Genomic DNA, 18,005 nt, shown 5'->3' on the forward strand with positions numbered 1-18,005 from the left:
GCACCATGGACGCGCGTGAGCCAGATCGCCCCTCGACTGACAAGAACCATGACCAGGCGCATCAGGACGGGATCATCGCCAAGCGATTGCCCGCCTGGTTGCGCTTGGCCCCGGCCGATCAACTCGAGGTGCTCAAGGATGCGATGACACTGAACCTGTACCACCAGGAGCGTGCGCAGGCACGGCTTGGGCAGCTTCAACACATCGACGCCTTCGCCGTGAGCAAGCTGGAGACGGCCTTGAAGGTCAAGTTCAACGCCGATTACCCGGCCCGCCAGTGGCAGTTTCGCTTGGGCTATTGGGAGCCGGTGATCGGCAGCCAGCCCGTAGGCAGCCACCTGAGCGAGGCGCGTTATGAGCGGGTGTCCCTGGTCGAGGCAGCGCTACGCAACTTCACCGAGGCCGAGGCCAAACCCGTGGAGGCCCCTGCGCAAGGCGGTGTATTGGCCAGGCTCCAACAGGCCTTGGCGAATCTGTTCAGCAGCGATGGCAAGACCGATTTGCAGGCGCCGGGCAACGGCCTGGTCGACCCGGCAGGCAAGGCCCAGGCCACGCCGACGCCCCAGGCATTCGCAGCCCTGTGCCGTGACCTGGACCTGGGCGGCCAGTATCAGCGGCACCTCGATGAGGTATTGCAGCCAAGCAAGGAGGAGCCCGTGGCTGCCGCCACGCTGCTGGCTCGTGCGCAGCGCTACGCCATGCTGGTCGATGCCTGTGTGGCCCATATGCAAGGCGTGTTGTCCGATACCGAATACCAGTTTCTGGTCGCTCTGTGCCTGTTGCGCAGGCCCAGGCAGCTCGATGGCAAACCGTTCAAGGCCCGCCGCCTGCATCTGTTGGGCATTGACCTGGAACAGATCGTGGTGATCGAAGTGTTCGATCGAGGGGCTGTCTATAACACTGTCAACCGGGTGCTGGTGTATATCCCCGCAGACCCGCAGGGTGCCTGGGGCTCGTACAAAGACCTGCGCCATTTCGCCAATGCCCTGGGCAAACGCCTGCGCACGCCGACCTACCAGCGCGCCTTTGCCCGCTTCGTGCGCCGACGCGATAGCCATGATTTCTTCCACGCCGTCATCACGGGCTACCGCGGCGTGTCGGACCTGGCCAACATCGATCTGGGCGAACGTCTGCGGGACTACCCTGCGGAGCTGTTCGCCAGCCTCGGGCAGGGCCGGGTTGAGCAGCTCAAGGATGATGCCAGCCTGATCGCGGTGCCGACCGCGCAGCTCGATCGCGAGATCCAGCGCAAGCATGAGCTGCGGCTGAAGGCCGAAGGCTGGGCGCTGTTGACCCTCGCAGGCTTGTTCGTACCGGGCATCGGCATTGGATTGCTGGCCGCCAGTACCTGGGCACTGCTGGGGGAGGCCTATCATGGCATCGAAGCCTGGCGCCAAGGCGAAAGCAGCGATGCCCTCGACCATTTGCTGAATGTCGCCACCGACCTTGCTGTGCTCGGTGCCTCCGCGGCTGGTGTGGGCCTGGCACAGCGGGCCTGGTCGCGCTCGACCTTGGTAGACAGCATGCTGCCGGCGCTGCTCGAGGACGGCTCGGTGAAGCTGTGGAAAGAAGATGTTTCGTCGTTTAGCAGTGCCTCGCCACCGCCGACAGCGCTGGGTGACGCTGCCGGCATCCAGCGCCTGGAGGGGCAATCCTGGGTCCAGATGCAAGGCCAGTACTTTCCAGTCGTGCAGCGTGTCGACGACGGCCAGTGGCAGCTTCTGCCACAGGAAGGCCACGGCCCCTTGTTGCGCGATAACGGTGCGGGCGCCTGGCGGCTCTGGACGGAGCAGCCGGTTCAATGGGCGGGTAGCCATTACCTGTTCCGACGCCTGGGCGGGCGCTTCGCCGAACTGGACGATGAGCAGATCGACCAGGTCTTGAGTTTCCATGGCCTGGGGGAGGACGAGCTGCGTGCTTGGCATGTGTACGGCCAGGTACCGGAAGCGGAGGTCGTGGACAGCGTGGAGCGTATCCAGCTGGACCAGCGCATCCGTACCTTGATCGGGCAATTGCGTGCTGGCCAACCCGTGACGGATATGCCGTTGCTGCAGCAGGCCAGGCGACTGCCGGGAGCTGGCGATATCGACGATCTGGCATTGGCGCAACGGGTCGCCGACCAGCGCCGGGCGCTGCTGCAGCAGTTCCAGGATACGCTTCACGCGCCCGACAGCGTGCAGGTCGCGGCCTTGCGCCGAATGTTCCCCAGGCTGCACCCGCGCAGCGCACAGGCGTTACTGGATACGGCGAGCGCCGCTGACCGTCAGCGTCTGGAGGACAGCTCACGGGTGCCGTTGCACCTGGCCGAGGCAGCCAGGCGCCGCGTCCTGCGCATCCGTGTGGCACGGGCCTGTGAGGCTTTGTACCTAGATGTCCCACAGGATTCGGACCTGGCGCGCGTGGTTCTGGGCATGCTCGAACATCTTCCCGGTGGTACCGAGGGCATACGCTGGCGCTTGTTCGAACAGCGTGTGAATGGGCCCTTGCTGGCGCAAATGGAAGAGGGCGCCACAGCATTGGACCTGGTTCATGTCGATGGCCGGTTTTGCCGTTTCGACGCCGATGGCATGGCTGAGGGCGAGCCTGGCGAGTTGTTCGACGTGCTCGCCGCGGCCTATACACCGGCACAGCGCGCTGCCATGACAATCAATGAACCGATGGCCCATAACCTGCGGGTGATGATCGGCCGCCTGGCTGTATCCCGACGCGAAGAGCTGGCGCAACTGCTGGGCGACAATGGCCCTCGAGGCTGGTTCCAGCCTCCGCAGCGCCTGGCCGACGGTCGCATCGGCTACCCGCTCAGCGGGCGCGGGCCAAGGACGCAATCGTTGCGGGCCAGGCTGCGTAACCTGTACCCCAGCTACAACGATGCCCAGCTCACGCTCTGGCTGAACCAGCAGGCCGAACAGCCAGGTGGCATCGATACCGTCCTGACGCGGCTGGAGGCGGAATATCGCGTGCTGATTCGCGATTTGAACACATGGATTAGTAGTGCCCGAGATGACACAGAGGCGGAACAACGCCATTTCTTCGGCAAAGGGTTGCTCGATTGCTGGCAGCGCAGGTTGCCTGACCAACCGGACGAGCCGGAATTGATCGAGCATTATTGGTGGAGCCAGTCTGGTGCCGAGCCTCGCATATTGCCGGCATTGCCGGAGCAGGTGCGTTTGAGCCATGTCACCGCACTGTCCTTGCGAGGCATGTCCCTCGAAGCCGTGCCGGATGAGTTCCTGCAAGCTTTTCCCAACGTGAGATTGCTTGAGCTTTCGAGCAACAACCTGACCCGGCTACCCCTGCACCTGACCCAACTGCCGAATCTGAAATTCCTGGATCTCTACGGCAACCAGATCGCCTTGGACCCAGGGCAATCCACGATCCTGGCCAATTGTGAGTCGTTGGTTTACCTGAACCTTTCGCATAACCCGCTGGGGCGCACATTCTCGGTTCATGCGATGCCCGACCTGGTCGAGCTGCACCTGCGCAATACCAACCTGCGGGAGCTTCCGTACGGCGTTCTGGAGTGCCCGCAACTACGCACGCTCGATTTGTCCAACAACCAGATCACTACATTGCCGACCACTTTTTTCGACGCTCGCGTGTGGCGAGAAGGTGAGGTTCGCTTCAATGGCAACCCTTTCACCGAGGCGCAAACGCAGCGTTTCCGGGCCGCGTTGCAAGCCCCCAGGGCGCCTCAGGTGGCGCCGAATGATCCGGTCCCCGCACGCACGCGCTGGCTCGATGTCGTGGACAGTCAGGACCGCGATGAGCTGGCCAGCTTGTGGGCCTTGCTGGAAGCCGAGCCGCGGGCCGAGCCGTTTTTCCAGGTGCTCCAGGCGATGCTCGGGACTGCCGAGTTCCGCAGCCCGGTAGGCGCATCGAGCCTGGCGAGGCGGTTGCTCGACATGTTGGCCGGCATGTATGAGCATCCGGCCTTGCGTGATCTTCTGTTCAGTGCGGCTTCGGATTTCACCTGCGTGGACAGCGTTGCGTTGTGTTTCAGCGACCTTGAAGTGCGCCGGCTCGTCTGGCAGGCCGAACGCAGCGCGACCGGCCCTCAGCGGGGTATCGCCTTGCTCCGTCTCGGCAGGCAGTTATCGCGGCTGGATGCGCTCGACAGTTTTGCCAGGCAGGACCTAACGGAACGCCTGGCCGCAGGACAGGAACCGGACGAGATCGAGGTCGTGCTGGCCTACCGTCTGGCGTTGCGCATTGACCTGGACCTACCCATTCAGACCCATAGCATGCAGTTCGGCGAACTGGCCCAGGTAGGGCAGACGCAGATCGCTCGGGCGCGCGCCTGGGTGCTGGACGGGGAGCGTGAGCAAGACAGGCTTCGGGATTCGCTGGTTGCCCGCGATTTCTGGCGTACGTACCTGCGCAGCGCTCACGCCGAGGCATTCGCCGAGCTCGATGCCACCTACAGCCAGCGAATCGAACATTTGATGGCCGATCATCAAGTACCGGAGGCCGAGCGGTTGGCCAGGATCGCTGATCTCGGCGAGGCGCAACGCTTGGCCGAGAACGACAAGATCAAGGCGCTGACACGCCAAGCCCTGGAAACGGTGTTCGATGAGGCCTCCGTCCCTGTGCGATAGCGCTCTCGAGGCCGTTGTGGTGTCCGCTTTTCCCTTTGCACTGTGCAATGAGCCCAACAACGCCCGCTGGTACCGGGCGTTGTAGCACGCGTCATCGGGGTGGCTTTGGGCTATGCTCAGGTGGGAAGGGCCAGTTCCTCAGGTGCCATCGGCCCGTTCTGGAGGAAGCATGGAAACGACCAGTTACCTTTCGCCCGAGCCTGTATTCCATCAGCTGGTTTAGGCTCGCAGGTCGGATCTTTCTCCATGATCAGTAGTCTTTATCGAGAAAATAAGGAGATGCGCATGCTCGTCCGGTCACTCACCCTCGCCATCTTGCTCGCCATCGCTGGCCCGCTGTTCGCTGCCGACAGCGATGCGCCGCTGGCCAAGGAGCTGGGCAAGGCCAGGCCGTTGGTCATCATCGCGCCCAGTAGCGCCGACCCGACCCTGCGAGGGTTGACCGAGGCCCTCAAGGACCCGGCCACCCAAGCCGGGTTCAAGGAACGCAGCTTGGTCCTGTACAGCGTCGCCAACATGATGGGCAAACGCGAGGACAAGCACCTCGAGCAACAAACCACCATGGCCTTGATCCGCGAGCTCAAGCTCGGCGCCAGCAAAGGCACCAAGGTGATCCTGGTGGGCAAGGACGGTGAACGGCATGTGCTCAAGGACGACGACAGCGGTGAGAAACTGGACCCGCAAGTGATCTTCAAGGCCGTGGACGAGCTGCCAGCCAGTGAAAAGGCGGTGACTGCGCCGGAGCCTGTGGCGACCTCCAGCGAGGCCAAGCCCAAGGACAGCAAACCTGCCAAGCCCGCCAAGCCGGCGGCCCCACCGAAGCCGTTGGAGGATTGACGGCCGCCTGGCCTGGGTCCGCACGCCCAGGCCAGGTTTATGTATCGCACTGTATCAATCTCTCTGTTCGACCGATTCCCATACAAAACCCCGCCGTCACCGATACACCCTCGATACACCACCGCGATGAAATGGCTCCACTTCCCAACCACAGTGGAGCAACACCATGAAACAGTCGAAAAACACCCTTGGCCTGCTTGGCGCTGCCCTGATCGGTGGCATGGTCCTTGGCAACACCGCATTCGCAGCCGAACCCCTGACACAGGGCTACCAACTGGCCGCGGCCAAGGCAGCGGGCGAGGGCAAGTGTGGCGAAGGCAAATGCGGCGCCAGCGAAAAAGCCGGTAAGGGCGAAGGCAAGTGCGGTGAGGGCAAATGCGGCGGTGGCGCAAAAGCCACCAAGGCCGAAGGCAAGTGCGGCGAAGGCAAGTGTGGCGGCGATGGCAAGGTCCATGGTTGACCGACCAACGCTTGATTGAGTTGCAGCAAGGCTTGTGCGCATTGGCGAGAAGCCTTGCTGCCGGCCCACGGACAGGTCGAGACCTGTTCGTTCGGGCCGCACACGACCAGGAGCCTCGAACTTATGAGCGACACTTCTTTACAGGCCGGGCTGGGCCTGCGCCGTGGTCTGCTACCCCAATTACTGGCGATGGAGCAGGGGGCGGTCGATTTTCTCGAATGCGCGCCGGAAAACTGGATCGGCGTCGGCGGCGCCTATGGTCAGGGCCTGGACCGCCTGGCCGAACGCTTTGCCATCGCCTGTCATGGCCTGTCGTTGTCCCTGGGCGGCAGCCTGCCGCTGGACCAGGATTTTCTGGCGCGCACGAAGCAGTTTCTCGAGCGTTACCAGGTGCGCCTGTACAGCGAGCACCTGAGCTACTGCAGCGACGATGGGCATCTTTACGACCTGATGCCGATTCCGTTCACCGATGAGGCTGTGCACCATGTCTCGGCACGCATTCGCCAGGCCCAGGACGTTCTGCAGCGGCGTATCGCCGTGGAGAACATCAGCTATTACGCCGCTCCCTATCAGGCCATGAGCGAGCTGGAGTTCATCCGTGCGGTGCTCGAAGAGGCCGATTGCGACCTGCTGCTGGATGTCAACAATGTCTATGTGAATGCCTGCAACCATGGCTACGACGCCACGCAGTTCCTCGGTGGCCTGCCCCCCGAACGGGTGGTGGGCATGCACGTGGCCGGCCACTACGATGAAGCGCCGGACCTGAAGGTCGATACCCATGGCGCACCGGTGAAGGATGCCGTGTGGTTGTTGTTCGCCCTGGCCGTCCAGCGCTTCGGTGTGCAGCCGACGGTGCTCGAGCGCGATTTCAACTACCCGCCGCTGGCTGAGCTGCTCGCCGAAACGGCGCGCATCCGCGCCCTGCAAGACGCCGTCAGGAGCGTTCACCATGGATGAAACCTTGCGCGCCCAACAACTGACCTTCGCCCGCCATCTGCGCGACCCTCACGCCAACCCGCCGCCGGGCATCGAGCAACGGCGCCTGCAGGTCTACCGGGAGCTGTTCTACAACACCGTGGAGGGATTATTGGCCGGCAGTTTCCCGGTCATGCGTGAAACGTTGGGCGAGGCGCGTTGGCATGCCAGGGTGCGTGGCTTCTATGCCAACTACCGCAGCCACACGCCGCTGTTCACCGAGGTCGCTGAAACCTTCATCGACTACCTGCAGGGCATCGAAGCCGATACGCCCTGGCAGCTGGAGCTGGCGCACTATGAGTGGATCGAAGCGCAGCTGTACCTGAGTGACGCCCGGGATGCGCCGCACAACCCCGAGGGCGATCTGCTCGACGAGGTCCCGTTGCTGTCATGCGTGGCCCGCGTGTTGGCCTACCGCTGGCCCGTGGAACAGATAGGCCCTGATTACCAACCCGATGAGCCGCCACAGGTACCTACCTTGTTGCTGGTGTATCGGGATGCTGCGTTCAAGGTCCGGTTCGCGCGCTTGACGCCCATGGCCTACCAGCTATTGATGGGGCTTGCCGGAACCGGCCGCGAGCGCCTGCAAGCGCTGGGGGACGCAGAGCTCCAACGTCAAGGGCTGGCATTGCTGGAGCGGCTACGAAAGCAAGGCGTGATCGTGGGCACTTGCACAGCGGCATGAGCACCGGCTGGAAATGGGTGCGCAAGCGAGTCACGGAACATCCCTGGACAGCGTGGTGGCAGGGCTATTCTGTACAAAACAAGCAGTCGCTTCTACGGTCGATTGGACATGCCCCGCGATAGCCGGTCGTCAGTTGCATCGATTTGTTGCCTTGGCGCTCCGGTCAATCGTGGTAACCCCCCTCAGGTTGCGACGGTGAATGAATGGATGTGAACCCTGGCAAGGAAATGTCAACCCGCAGCCATGTGGTACGGCAACTGATCCTGGTGTTTTCCGGTGTCTTGCTGCTGGCTCTGGTGCTTGGCCTGGTCTCCCTTTATCGTCTCGCCGAGACCTTGGACCGGCGGGAGGTGGAACGAAGCCGGTTCTATGCAGTATCGGCCCTGACCCAGTTGCAAAAGAATGAGAGGAGCTTCCTGCTGACCCATGCCCACTGGCAGGCAGCCTACGACCATATGGCCGGGCCGGTCGACAGCCATTGGGCCTATGACGAGGACAACATCGGGGCCACGCTCTATACCGTCGATGGTTACGCCGGCGTCTATGTCCTGGATGACGACGGTACCCACTATGCCCTTGTCGATGGGCAACTGAGCGATGAAGACCTGGCGCGTCACAGCGACAATGCCGGGCGCGTTCTGCAGATGGCCCGCGCTGCCGACCAGACCGAGCAGGCCGCCTCGGGCTACCTGGTGTACCGTGGCCAGCCGGCGGTGTTCGCAGCCGCGGTGATCCGCCCGCCATCCCTGGCCCATTACCTGTCGCGCCCCACTGCGGTGCTGGTGTTCATCCGCGTGCTTTCGCCGGCTGTGCTCGAGTCGCTTGGTCGGTCGGTGGGGTTGTCCAGCTTTGCCCTCAGCGAGGTGGCCGACGAACGGCCTGGGCGCGGGTTTCTGCCGCTGGCGGGAAGCGGGCATGCATTGACCTGGGCAATTCCACAACCGGGTACCGAGCTGATCCATACAGTGATCCCACCTTTGGCCATTGCCTTGCTGCTGATCGCCCTGGCCGTGGCGCTGTTCGCCCGTCATGCGATCCGCGCCAGTGCCGGTATCGATCACAGTCACCGTCAGCTGGCCGCGTCCAAAGCGGCTCTTGAAACCAGCGAGGAGCGCTTCAAAGCGGTGGCTGAAGCGGCCTCGGACTGGATCTGGGAAACCGACGCACAACTACGCCTGACCTACCTTTCGGCCCGCTTCGCCGAACTCACCGGGCATGCCGTGCAGGCCTGGTTGCAGCGCCCGATCACCGAGCTGTTGTCCTGCGATACCAGCCATGTCGAGACGTGGCTGCATGGCCTGGCCGCCACCAGTGCGTCTGGCAGCTTGCGCTGCCAGTACAAGGATCACCTGGGCGAGCAGCGGATCTGCCGGATCGCCGCACGCGCCATCGTCGACCACGGCGTGTGCTCGGGTTTCAGGGGCACCTGCAGTGACATCACCGACGAAGTGGCCGCCCATGCGCAGATCCAGCACCTGTCGTTACACGATGCGCTCACCGGCCTGCCCAATCGCAACAAGCTGTTCCGCTTCCTCGAACAGGCCGGTCAGGGCCCGGAGACGCCCCAGGTGGCGCTGTTGATGCTCGACTTGGACAATTTCAAGCCGATCAACGACAGCCTTGGCCACCCAGCGGGCGATGCCGTGCTGATCGAGGTGGCCGCACGCCTCGGCCAGGTCACCCGCGACAGCGACCTGGTGGCGCGGCTGGGCGGCGATGAGTTCATTGTCGTGCTGGCCCGCCCGGGTGACCGTGACGACATGGACCGCTTCTGCCTGCGCGTGATCGAGGCGCTCAAACGGCCCATGCAAGTGGAAGGGCAGGCCGTGCAGATTGGGGTCAGCCTCGGCGTGGTGCTGTCGGCAGAATACCCCGGCACGCCGAGCGACCTGATCCGCTACGCCGACGTGGCCTTGTACAGCGCCAAGCAGGCCGGCAAGAATACCTGGCGCTACTTCTCGGCGCAGATGAACGCCGCGCTGATGGACAAGCGCATGCTCGAGGGCGAGTTGCGCGAGGGCATCCCGCGTGGGGAGCTGGTGCTGCATTTCCAGCCGCGCTTCAAGGTCGATGGCGCCACGGTGGCCTCGGTCGAGGCCTTGGTGCGCTGGCAGCACCCCCGGCTCGGGCTGTTGCGCCCGGACCGTTTCATTGCCCTGGCCGAGGAATCGGACCTGATCGTGCTGCTGGGCAACTGGGTATTGCGCGAAGCCTGTGCCAGGGCCCGGGATTGGCCGCAGCCGGTCATGGTCTCGGTGAACATGTCGCCGGCGCAGTTCAGCCGCAGCGACGTGGTTCGTGATGTCGGCGATGCGCTGCGGGCCACTGGTCTGCCGGCTCACCGGCTGGAGCTGGAGATCACCGAGAACGTCATGCTCAATGACGTCGAAGGTGCCCTGCACACCATGAACGCGCTCAAGGAACTGGGCGTGCGGCTGAACATGGATGATTTCGGTACCGGCTATTCGTCCCTCGGCTACCTGCGCACCTACCCATTCGACAGCATCAAGATCGACAAGCGTTTCGTACAGTCGCTGGGCAAGAGTGGCAGTGACCGGAGTGTGGTCCAGGCGATCATCAACCTGGGCAATGCCATGGGCATGACCGTGACCGCAGAAGGTGTCGAGACCGCCGAACAGTTGGCCCTGCTCAGCGATGACCAATGCCACGAGGTGCAGGGCTTTTTGCTCAGCAAACCGGTGGAAAACGAGGTGCTGGTGCGCATGATGGCCGAGCCCGCTCCCACAAGGCCCGCAGGTAGGCGCGGGCTTGCCGGCGATGGGGCACGACGTGGCCGTACAGGCTCAGCCCACTCGCAGCCATAGCGCCGAGGCATCGTCACTCATCTTGAAGCGCGGGTAGCGTAGGCAGGCAGCGTCGTCGTGCTCGATGCGCCTGAGTACCTGGGCGAGGGCGTCCAGGCCTTGGTCGAGCAACCGGGCCATGAACGTGTCGGGGGTACAGGCATCATAGGTGTCGAACAAGGCTGCGAAACCGTCGCTCATCAATACCAGGTCGTCGCCCCGGGCCACCGGGGCACGGGTATAGCGCGTGCCTGCCTTGGCCAGCAGCGCATCGACGCCGAGCACGGCCTTGGGCCGTTCACGGGCGATGCGCCGGTCCGCGATCACGGCCGGTGTGCGCACGCCATGGGCGCCGGTACCGGGCCCAAGGGCCCGAGCCTCGGCACGCTCGGCTTCACGATCCGGCTCGGGGGTCAGGAATGCGATGCCGCTGGCACTGCGGTGGAGCACCACGCAGTCGGCCAGGTGGGCACACACCAGCTCGTCGCCTTCCAGCGCCACGGCCGCGAAGGCGGCGCGGGGCAGCTCCCAGCCGGCGATCGGCTCGCGCTGACGGTCACGCGCATAGGCCCGGGCCAGGTCGTCGAACACCTGCTCGCACACCGACTGCAAGGGGCCCGTCGCCATGGCGAAGGCGCGCTGGGCCGATGCGGCGAGCCAGGCCGCGCCGCCGCGCTCGCCCAGCAGGCCTGGAGGACCAAGGTCGGTCGCTCCGTCGATGACCCAGGCGTGGCGGTCGGCGCAGCCGATACGATCATCGTTGGGCACGTCGGCTTTGCCGGCCAGGCTCAGGCTTTGAATCAGATCGAAATGCATGGTCCCTCGAACGTTTCGTGGTAGGGGAAAGTTTGTACGACCCGGACCACCGGCCCGAGGTTCGCTCGCCAGCCCAGGTCGAGGGGCTAGACTGCATCTGTCCAACATGATGGTGGAGAACGTCCATGAGCGCCAAGAACACGATCTGCCTCTGGTTCGATGACGATGCACTGGAGGCAGCGACTTTTTATGCAAGCACCTTTCCCGACAGCGCGGTCGGTGCTGTGCACCACGCGCCGGGGGACTACCCGTCAGGCAAGGCAGGCGATGTGATTACCGTGGAGTTCACGGTCGCCGGTGTCCCCTGTGTCGGGCTAAATGGAGGAAAGACCTTCACTCACAGCGAAGCCTTTTCCTTCCAGATCTGCACCGAGGACCAGGCCGAGACCGACCGCCTGTGGAGCGCAATCGTCGACAACGGTGGCCAGGAAAGTGTCTGCGGCTGGTGCAAGGACAAGTGGGGCATCTCCTGGCAGATCTCCCCACGCGTGCTGCTAGAAGCCATGGACAACCCCGACCGGGCGGCGGCCAGGCGGGCCTTCGAGGCCATGATGCAGATGGGCAAGATCGACGTGGCCCGGATCGAGGCGGCACTCAAGGGCACGGCATAGCCGACAGCGAACGGAGTATTGGCACGCAAGAAATCACCGGCTCCAGTGTTTAAGGCATTTCGTCAGCCAGTCGGTAAATCGACTGAGCGCAGCCAGGGGTACCTCGCGTCGTACATGAACACAGACTCAGCTGTGTGAAACTGACATGAGGTGAAAATCATGGCTAGCAATCAAGACGACCGTAAGAACCAAGGTGGCAGCGCACAGAACAACCCAGGCAATTTCGCCAATGATCGGGAGAAGGCGTCCGAAGCTGGCCGCAAGGGCGGCCAGGCTTCCGGTGGCAACTTCGCCAACGATCCGGAACGCGCAGCCGAAGCCGGCCACAAGGGGGGGCAGGTGTCTGGCGGTAACTTCAAGAACGATCCTGAGCGTGCCGCCGAGGCGGGCCACAAGGGTGGCCAGGTATCCGGTGGCAATTTCAAGAACGACCCCGAACGGGCCTCCGAGGCCGGTCGCAAAGGGGGGCAGGCTTCCGGTGGCAATTTCGCCAATGACCGTGAGCGTGCCTCCGAGGCCGGCCGTGTCGGTGGTCAGCACAGCCATGGCGGTGGTCGCAAGAGCGACGATGACAACCGCTGACCTGTGTTGAACCTTGCCAGGGCGCACCCGCGCCCTGGCTGCCTGACGAGGGATTGCCCATGTTCATGCACAACAAGCGACTGCAATATACGGTGCGCGTGGCGCAGCCCAACCCTGGCCTGGCTAACCTGCTGCTCGAGCAGTTTGGTGGCCCGCAGGGGGAACTGGCTGCTGCCATGCGTTATTTCACTCAGGCCGTCAGTGAGGATGACCCAGGGCGCAAGGACATGCTGTTCGACATCGCTACCGAGGAACTGAGCCACCTGGAGGTGATCGGTTCGATCGTGGTGATGCTCAACAAAGGGGCCAAGGGGCGCCTGGCCGAAGGCATCGAGCAGGAGGGTGAGCTGTACCGATCGCTGACCGGTGCCGGCAATGACTCCCATGTCACCAGCCTGTTGTATGGCGCCGGCGCGCCCCTGGTCAATTCCGGTGGCGTGCCCTGGAGCGCGGCCTACATCGACACCATTGGCGAGCCGACCGCGGACCTGCGTTCGAACATCGCCGCCGAGGCACGCGCCAAGATCGTCTACGAGCGGCTGATCAACCTGACCGACGACCCCGGTATCAAGGACGCGCTGGGCTTTCTGATGAGCCGTGAAATTGCTCACCAGCGCTCGTTCGAAAAGGCCTTGCACGCCATCCAACCCAACTTCCCGCAGGGCAAGTTGCCCGGTGATCCTGAGTTCAACAGAACCTTCTTCAATCTGTCCCAGGGGGGCGAAGTCCGGGGTGCCTGGAATGAAGGCCAGGACTGGATCTATGTCGATGAGCCGCAACCGGCGGTCGACGGTGGCGATGGCAGCGCCTCGGTGCAGCTCGACGAAGAATCGGCGCAGGCACTTGCGGCGCTCAAAGCCAGGACGGCTTGCGACCCTACGGCCCAGCCGCTGACTGCGGCGGAGCTTGGTCGGGTCAACGGCGATGACGACTAAGCGGCTTTCTTCAACCATGGACGCAACGCATCCGGGGCCGCATCGCGGCCCCGGATGCTGAGCGCTCGATCAATTCAACGCTTGGCCTCGGCATCCGGATCGGCCGAGCGTTCGAGAAACGCGCGGGTCACTTCCGGCAGGTGTTCCTTCAGCCATTCGGCCATGGCGATTTCTTCCTGGATGATCGACCGGCAGGCTTGCGCCGTGGCCGTGTCGCCCACCCTCTCAGCGGCCTCGATCAATACGGTGTACGAGGCGATCTCCAGGTTCTCGAACACATAGCCTGCCATCGCACCCTTGACCACCTCGTCGGTCATGGCCATGCCGCCTACCGCCTGGCCGAAGGCCATGAGCTTGCCGGCCAGGTCCTTCAGGGTGGAAGTGCTGCCTCCGAGGCGCTCGATACATTCCACCAGCAACCGCTGCTGGCCCTGGGTTTCCTCGATGTGCTTGACGATCCTGGCCTTGAGCGTGGGGTAGTGCTCCAGTCGCTCGGCCTGGGCCTTGAGCATGCTTTCGGCTTGCTGCTCCATGGCATGAGCGTCGCGTAGCCAATCGAGCAGGTTGTCTGTGGGCGTAGTCATACGGTACCTCCTTTTCCTGGGTTGGTAAGCGTGGGAGGACAGCGGCTCGAGCGAGGTCGATGCAACCGACAGGCGGGCCCGGATCGGCCGTTCGCACGGTCAATGGTCAAGCGGATTGAACCCCCCTTCATGGGCATGACTCCACCTAAGGCAAACCGTGTTTTCGAGCAACTGACGAGGTGCTGAATGAACGCAATCGAACTGTTGACCCATGACCATGAAACCGTGAAGAAGCTGCTCGCCGACCTGTCGACGACCACCGAGCGCGCGGTGAAGAAGCGCAGTGAGCTGCTGGCGCGGCTGGAGCAGGAGCTGCAGATCCATACCACCATCGAAGAAGAGATCTTCTATCCCGCCCTCAGGAAAGTCGGCGGCAAGGAAGACGAGAAAATGTACTACGAGGCCAAGGAAGAGCACCGCACCGTCGATTCGCTGGTGCTGCCCGACCTGCTGCAGACCCAGCCCGACACGGTGGAGTTCGCCGGCCGGGTCAAGGTCCTCAAGGAACTGCTCGAGCACCACATCGAGGAAGAAGAGAGCGAGATGTTCCCGCGGGCGCAGGAACTGTTCGACGAGGCCGCCCTCGATGAGCTTGGCCAGGCCATGCAGGCACAGAAAAAACTGCTCAAGGGCGAGCGCCGCGCCGCCTGACCCTGTATCCACGGTCGGCATCGCCCGGCCGTGGACTCCCTGCCGTGAACCTGCCGAGGTAACCGACCATGGCCCAGCACCTGTTTCTGATCAGCTACATCCTCGACAACCAGCCGGGCACCTGCGAAATGCGCAGCGATGACGAAACCGTCAGCGACGAGCAGGCGCGTAGCTACCTGCAAGGATTGCATCGGGCGGAGGCGTCGTCGTTCACCGACGTCCAGGTCCAGCGCATGGAGCACGACCATGAACCGGACACCTCGCCTGCGCATTACCAGCAACCCTGAACCCTTGCCGGGGCCGCTTTGCGGCCCATCGCGGGACAAGCCCGCTCCCACAGGGACCTCGCTCACCCATGGGCAACGGTAATCTTGTGGGAGCGGGCTTGCCCGCGATCAAGGGCGAAGCCCTTGCCATGCAATCACGTTTTCAACCATGGCACAGACGAAGATCACCTGTTCGGCTCCAGCAGGTATTCGACCAGGGTCGCCGCGCAAGCTTCGATACCTTCGTCGAGCACGATCTCGACGCCATGGGTGTTTTCCGTTGGGATCGCCAGGCAACCTGCCCGTGCCGCCACGCCCGAGCTCATCACCGCGCTGGCATCGGAGGCGAAGTCCACCAGCAGCGCAGCCTGGGCCTGGTAGCCGGCGCGCCGGGCGGCGCGCATCAGCGCACGGACCACCGACGGGGTGTAATAGCCTTTCTGGTCGCCCGTATTGACGATCGGATCCGCGCACAGGCGCGTGCCGTACTCCTCCAGCACCGGGCCGACTTCCAGGGCGATGGTGGTATCGCCCGGCAATCGCGACGCGGCGTACATGGCGCCGGCATTGGACTCTTCCTCGAAGGTGGTGCATACGAACCAGACATCCTGCGCCAGCGCGTCACGGCGGCTGCGCAGGATACGCGCAGCCGCGATGGCCGCAGCCAGCGGTGCTCGGTCGTCGAGAAAGTGCGCGGCCACGGCATCCGGCAAGCGATACGGCTGGCGCCAGTGGCGGCTGAACACGACCCGGGTGCCTGGGCGTACCCCGAGGCGGGCAAGCTCATCGACGGGTGTGCGCGTCACCACATGCACATCCTGCCACTGCACCGCACCCGAGGTCACATGCTGGCCGATGGCCGAGCCGCTGCTGGCATGCATCGAGCCATACGACAGCACGCCCGGCAGGAGCTGGTGGTCGCCGAGGATCTCCACCGGACACACACCGAAGCTGATCGGTTGTGCACCACCCAGTGCGGTGACTTCCAAGCTGCCGTCCTGCCTGACCCGCTTCACGATCATGGCGATCTCGTCCATGTGCGCCATGACCCGGATGCTGTCCTGCGCCTGGGCGGACGTTGCGGCGCGTAACAATCCCAGCACGTTGCCCGCCCGGTCGACCTGCACCTCATCGCAGCATTCGGCCAGGGCGGCTTGGCAGATCTGCCGGACTTCGTCTTCCTGTCCGCCGGGGCCGTAGGCCAGGAGCAGGGCATCGAGGAGCGTTCGGGTGGTCTGCATCGCGCTTCATCCTAAGGCGGGGGACGTTAAAAAAGCCCGTCCGAAGACGGGCCAAGACCTGATGTGGAGAGTCGAACCGACCCTACATGGCTTCTGAGTGGCAAACAGTGCGGATCCTCCGGTCTGTTTCGCAACCCGGCGACGAATGGTCGCCACGCCCTTGTTTCGAACGACAGCCGCAATCCAACTGGAGAGGCCGGGAAAGTTGCGCTAACTATCTAAAGGGCTGACTTCGCTTGCGAGGCCGATTCCAGGGCGCATGCCCCAGGGGAACACATGGAGTACAGATCGAGGCGAGAGGCCTCGCAGGAGAACACATGAAGATCACGGGAACCTTGAAATGGGCCTTGCTGGGCCTGACGTGCGGCGTGCTCAATGTCCAGGCCGCCGAAGCCAGGAAGGTCGATGTACTGCTGGTCGGTGGCGGCATCATGAGCTCGACCCTGGCGGTGTGGCTCAATGAGTTGGAGCCCGGCTGGTCCATGGAAATGGTCGAGCGCCTGGACAAGGTCGCCGAGGAGAGCTCCAACGGTTGGAACAACGCCGGTACCGGGCACTCGGCCCTGGCCGAGCTGAACTACACGCCGGAGAAGAACGGCAAGATCGACATCAGCAAGGCCATCGACATCAACGAGTCGTTCCAGATCACCCGGCAGTTTCTCGCCTGGCAGGTCAAGCAAGGGGTGTTGAACAACCCGCGCTCGTTCATCAACACCACACCGCACATGAGCTTCGTCTGGGGCGACGACAACATCCAGTTCCTGCGCAAACGCTACGAAGCGCTGCAGGCAAGCCCGCTGTTCAAGCCCATGCAGTATTCCGAAGACCCCGAGCAGATCCGCAAATGGGTGCCGCTGATGATGGAAGGGCGCGACCCCAACCAGAAGCTCGCGGTGACCTGGACGCCCATTGGCACCGACGTCAATTTCGGTGAGATCACCCGCCAATACGTCGGCTACCTGCAGGGCAGGCCGAACTTCGACCTGAAGCTGTCCACCGAAGTCGAGGACATCACCCGCAACGACGACGGCTCCTGGCACGTCGAGTACAAGAACCTTAAGGACGGCACCAAGGCCGCGACCGACGCCAAGTTCCTGTTCATCGGCGCCGGTGGTGCCGCGCTGCCGCTGCTGCAGAAGTCCGGCATCCCCGAGGCCAAGGACTACGCCGGCTTCCCGGTCGGTGGCTCGTTCCTGGTCACCGAGAACCCGGAGCTTGCCCAGCGCCACATGGCCAAGGCCTATGGTATTGCCGCCACCGGGGCACCACCGATGTCGGTGCCGCACCTGGATACCCGGGTACTCGACGGCAAGCGCATGATCCTGTTCGGTCCATTCGCCACCTTCTCCACGCGCTTTCTCAAGGAGGGTTCGCTGCTCGACCTGTTCGCCAGCATGTCGCTGCACAACACCTGGCCGATGGTGCGGGTGGGCGTGCGTGAATTCGACCTGGTGCAGTACCTGATCGGCCAGCTGATGCAGTCCGACGATGATCGCTTCGAAGCGTTGCAGACCTACTTCCCGCACGCCAAGAAGGAAGACTGGCGTCTTTGGCAGGCTGGCCAGCGCGTGCAGATCATCAAGCGGGACGACGAACTCGGTGGGGTGCTGAAGCTCGGTACCGAGGTGGTCATGGCCCAGGACGGCAGTATCGCCGGTCTACTGGGGGCCTCGCCGGGTGCTTCGACTGCGCCGCCGATCATGCTCGACCTGCTGCACAAGGTGTTCAAGGACAAGGCCGCCTCCGCGGCATGGCAAGAGAAGTTCCGGCAGATCATCCCGTCCTATGGCCTTCGCTTGAACGACCACCCCGACAAGCTCCAAGAGGAATGGGCCTATACCAACCGGATGCTGGAGTTGGCTCCACCGCAGCAGAGTGAAACCCAGGTGGCTGCGCCCTAGGGGCCAGCCATTGATTCAGCGCGCTCCCTGGGGCCCACGTCGAGGGCCCAGGGCAGGTCGCT

14 protein-coding genes and 1 pseudogene are annotated in these 18,005 nt (G+C 63.6%); 12 read left to right on the forward strand and 3 right to left on the reverse strand.

The features are described 5' to 3' along the window. The first annotated feature begins 5 nt into the window (after window positions 1–5). The 6 genes and pseudogenes from ACNFCI_RS18180 to ACNFCI_RS18205 all read left to right on the forward strand — a co-directional run bounded on the left by ACNFCI_RS18180 (window position 6) and on the right by ACNFCI_RS18205 (window position 10,377). Entirely contained in the window at window positions 6–4,595 is a 4,590-nt protein-coding gene (locus ACNFCI_RS18180) for an NEL-type E3 ubiquitin ligase domain-containing protein (RefSeq protein ID WP_368829768.1), read from the forward strand. A 285-nt stretch (window positions 4,596–4,880) separates the two neighbouring features. Continuing rightward, a complete protein-coding gene (locus tag ACNFCI_RS18185) occupies window positions 4,881–5,432 on the forward strand; it encodes a DUF4174 domain-containing protein (RefSeq protein WP_084857970.1) in 552 nt (183 codons plus the stop codon). Window positions 5,433–5,598: 166 nt separating this feature from the next. Next, window positions 5,599–5,868, forward strand: a pseudogene (locus ACNFCI_RS18190) (hypothetical protein); the annotation flags it as partial. 147 nt (window positions 5,869–6,015) lie between these two features. Further along, on the forward strand, window positions 6,016–6,849 hold the full coding sequence (locus ACNFCI_RS18195; protein ID WP_324816745.1) for a DUF692 domain-containing protein: 834 nt from the start codon (window positions 6,016–6,018) through the stop codon (window positions 6,847–6,849). Beyond that, window positions 6,842–7,552 carry a DUF2063 domain-containing protein gene (locus tag ACNFCI_RS18200; protein WP_368829769.1) on the forward strand — a complete coding sequence of 237 codons (711 nt, stop codon included), beginning with the start codon at window positions 6,842–6,844 and terminating at the stop codon, window positions 7,550–7,552. The genes ACNFCI_RS18195 and ACNFCI_RS18200 overlap by 8 nt, the downstream gene beginning before the upstream one ends. A gap of 203 nt (window positions 7,553–7,755) precedes the next feature. Then, window positions 7,756–10,377, forward strand: coding sequence for an EAL domain-containing protein (locus ACNFCI_RS18205; RefSeq protein ID WP_368829770.1), 2,622 nt, complete (start codon window positions 7,756–7,758; stop codon window positions 10,375–10,377). On the opposite strand, the gene ACNFCI_RS18210 is transcribed toward ACNFCI_RS18205, so the two are convergent. Continuing rightward, window positions 10,357–11,172: a protein phosphatase 2C domain-containing protein gene (locus ACNFCI_RS18210; protein ID WP_084857974.1), complete on the reverse strand. Its 816-nt coding sequence runs from the start codon at window positions 11,170–11,172 to the stop codon at window positions 10,357–10,359. The genes ACNFCI_RS18205 and ACNFCI_RS18210 overlap by 21 nt on opposite strands. A gap of 125 nt (window positions 11,173–11,297) precedes the next feature. Between ACNFCI_RS18210 and ACNFCI_RS18215 the strand changes: the two genes are divergently transcribed. The 3 genes from ACNFCI_RS18215 to ACNFCI_RS18225 all read left to right on the forward strand — a co-directional run bounded on the left by ACNFCI_RS18215 (window position 11,298) and on the right by ACNFCI_RS18225 (window position 13,300). Continuing rightward, window positions 11,298–11,783: a VOC family protein gene (locus tag ACNFCI_RS18215; RefSeq protein ID WP_084857975.1), complete on the forward strand. Its 486-nt coding sequence runs from the start codon at window positions 11,298–11,300 to the stop codon at window positions 11,781–11,783. 159 nt (window positions 11,784–11,942) lie between these two features. Then, entirely contained in the window at window positions 11,943–12,365 is a 423-nt protein-coding gene (locus tag ACNFCI_RS18220) for a general stress protein (protein ID WP_084857976.1), read from the forward strand. A 59-nt stretch (window positions 12,366–12,424) separates the two neighbouring features. Continuing rightward, the gene (locus ACNFCI_RS18225; RefSeq protein WP_416768092.1) at window positions 12,425–13,300 is read left to right on the forward strand and encodes a manganese catalase family protein; all 876 of its coding nucleotides are present in this window, start codon (window positions 12,425–12,427) and stop codon (window positions 13,298–13,300) included. Between the two features lie 74 nt (window positions 13,301–13,374). Here ACNFCI_RS18225 and ACNFCI_RS18230 read toward each other — a convergent pair whose 3' ends face one another. After that, window positions 13,375–13,884 (reverse strand): ferritin-like domain-containing protein, encoded by a 510-nt coding sequence (locus tag ACNFCI_RS18230; protein ID WP_084857978.1) that lies wholly within the window; start codon window positions 13,882–13,884, stop codon window positions 13,375–13,377. 186 nt (window positions 13,885–14,070) lie between these two features. Here ACNFCI_RS18230 and ACNFCI_RS18235 point away from each other — a divergent pair, with 186 nt between their 5' ends. Continuing rightward, complete coding sequence (locus ACNFCI_RS18235; RefSeq protein WP_084857979.1) at window positions 14,071–14,535, forward strand: hemerythrin domain-containing protein; 465 nt, start codon at window positions 14,071–14,073, stop codon at window positions 14,533–14,535. A gap of 68 nt (window positions 14,536–14,603) precedes the next feature. After that, on the forward strand, window positions 14,604–14,822 hold the full coding sequence (locus ACNFCI_RS18240; RefSeq protein WP_084857980.1) for a hypothetical protein: 219 nt from the start codon (window positions 14,604–14,606) through the stop codon (window positions 14,820–14,822). A gap of 164 nt (window positions 14,823–14,986) precedes the next feature. On the opposite strand, the gene ACNFCI_RS18245 is transcribed toward ACNFCI_RS18240, so the two are convergent. Continuing rightward, a complete protein-coding gene (locus ACNFCI_RS18245; RefSeq protein WP_084857981.1) occupies window positions 14,987–16,042 on the reverse strand; it encodes a peptidase M42 in 1,056 nt (351 codons plus the stop codon). A 317-nt stretch (window positions 16,043–16,359) separates the two neighbouring features. Between ACNFCI_RS18245 and mqo the strand changes: the two genes are divergently transcribed. Next, window positions 16,360–17,943, forward strand: a complete 1,584-nt coding sequence (gene mqo, locus ACNFCI_RS18250; RefSeq protein ID WP_368829772.1) for a malate dehydrogenase (quinone) — start codon at window positions 16,360–16,362, stop codon at window positions 17,941–17,943. The last annotated feature ends 62 nt before the right edge of the window (window positions 17,944–18,005 follow it).

Source organism: Pseudomonas sp. NY15356, from assembly GCF_048068175.1.
Lineage (GTDB): Bacteria > Pseudomonadota > Gammaproteobacteria > Pseudomonadales > Pseudomonadaceae > Aquipseudomonas > Aquipseudomonas putida_K.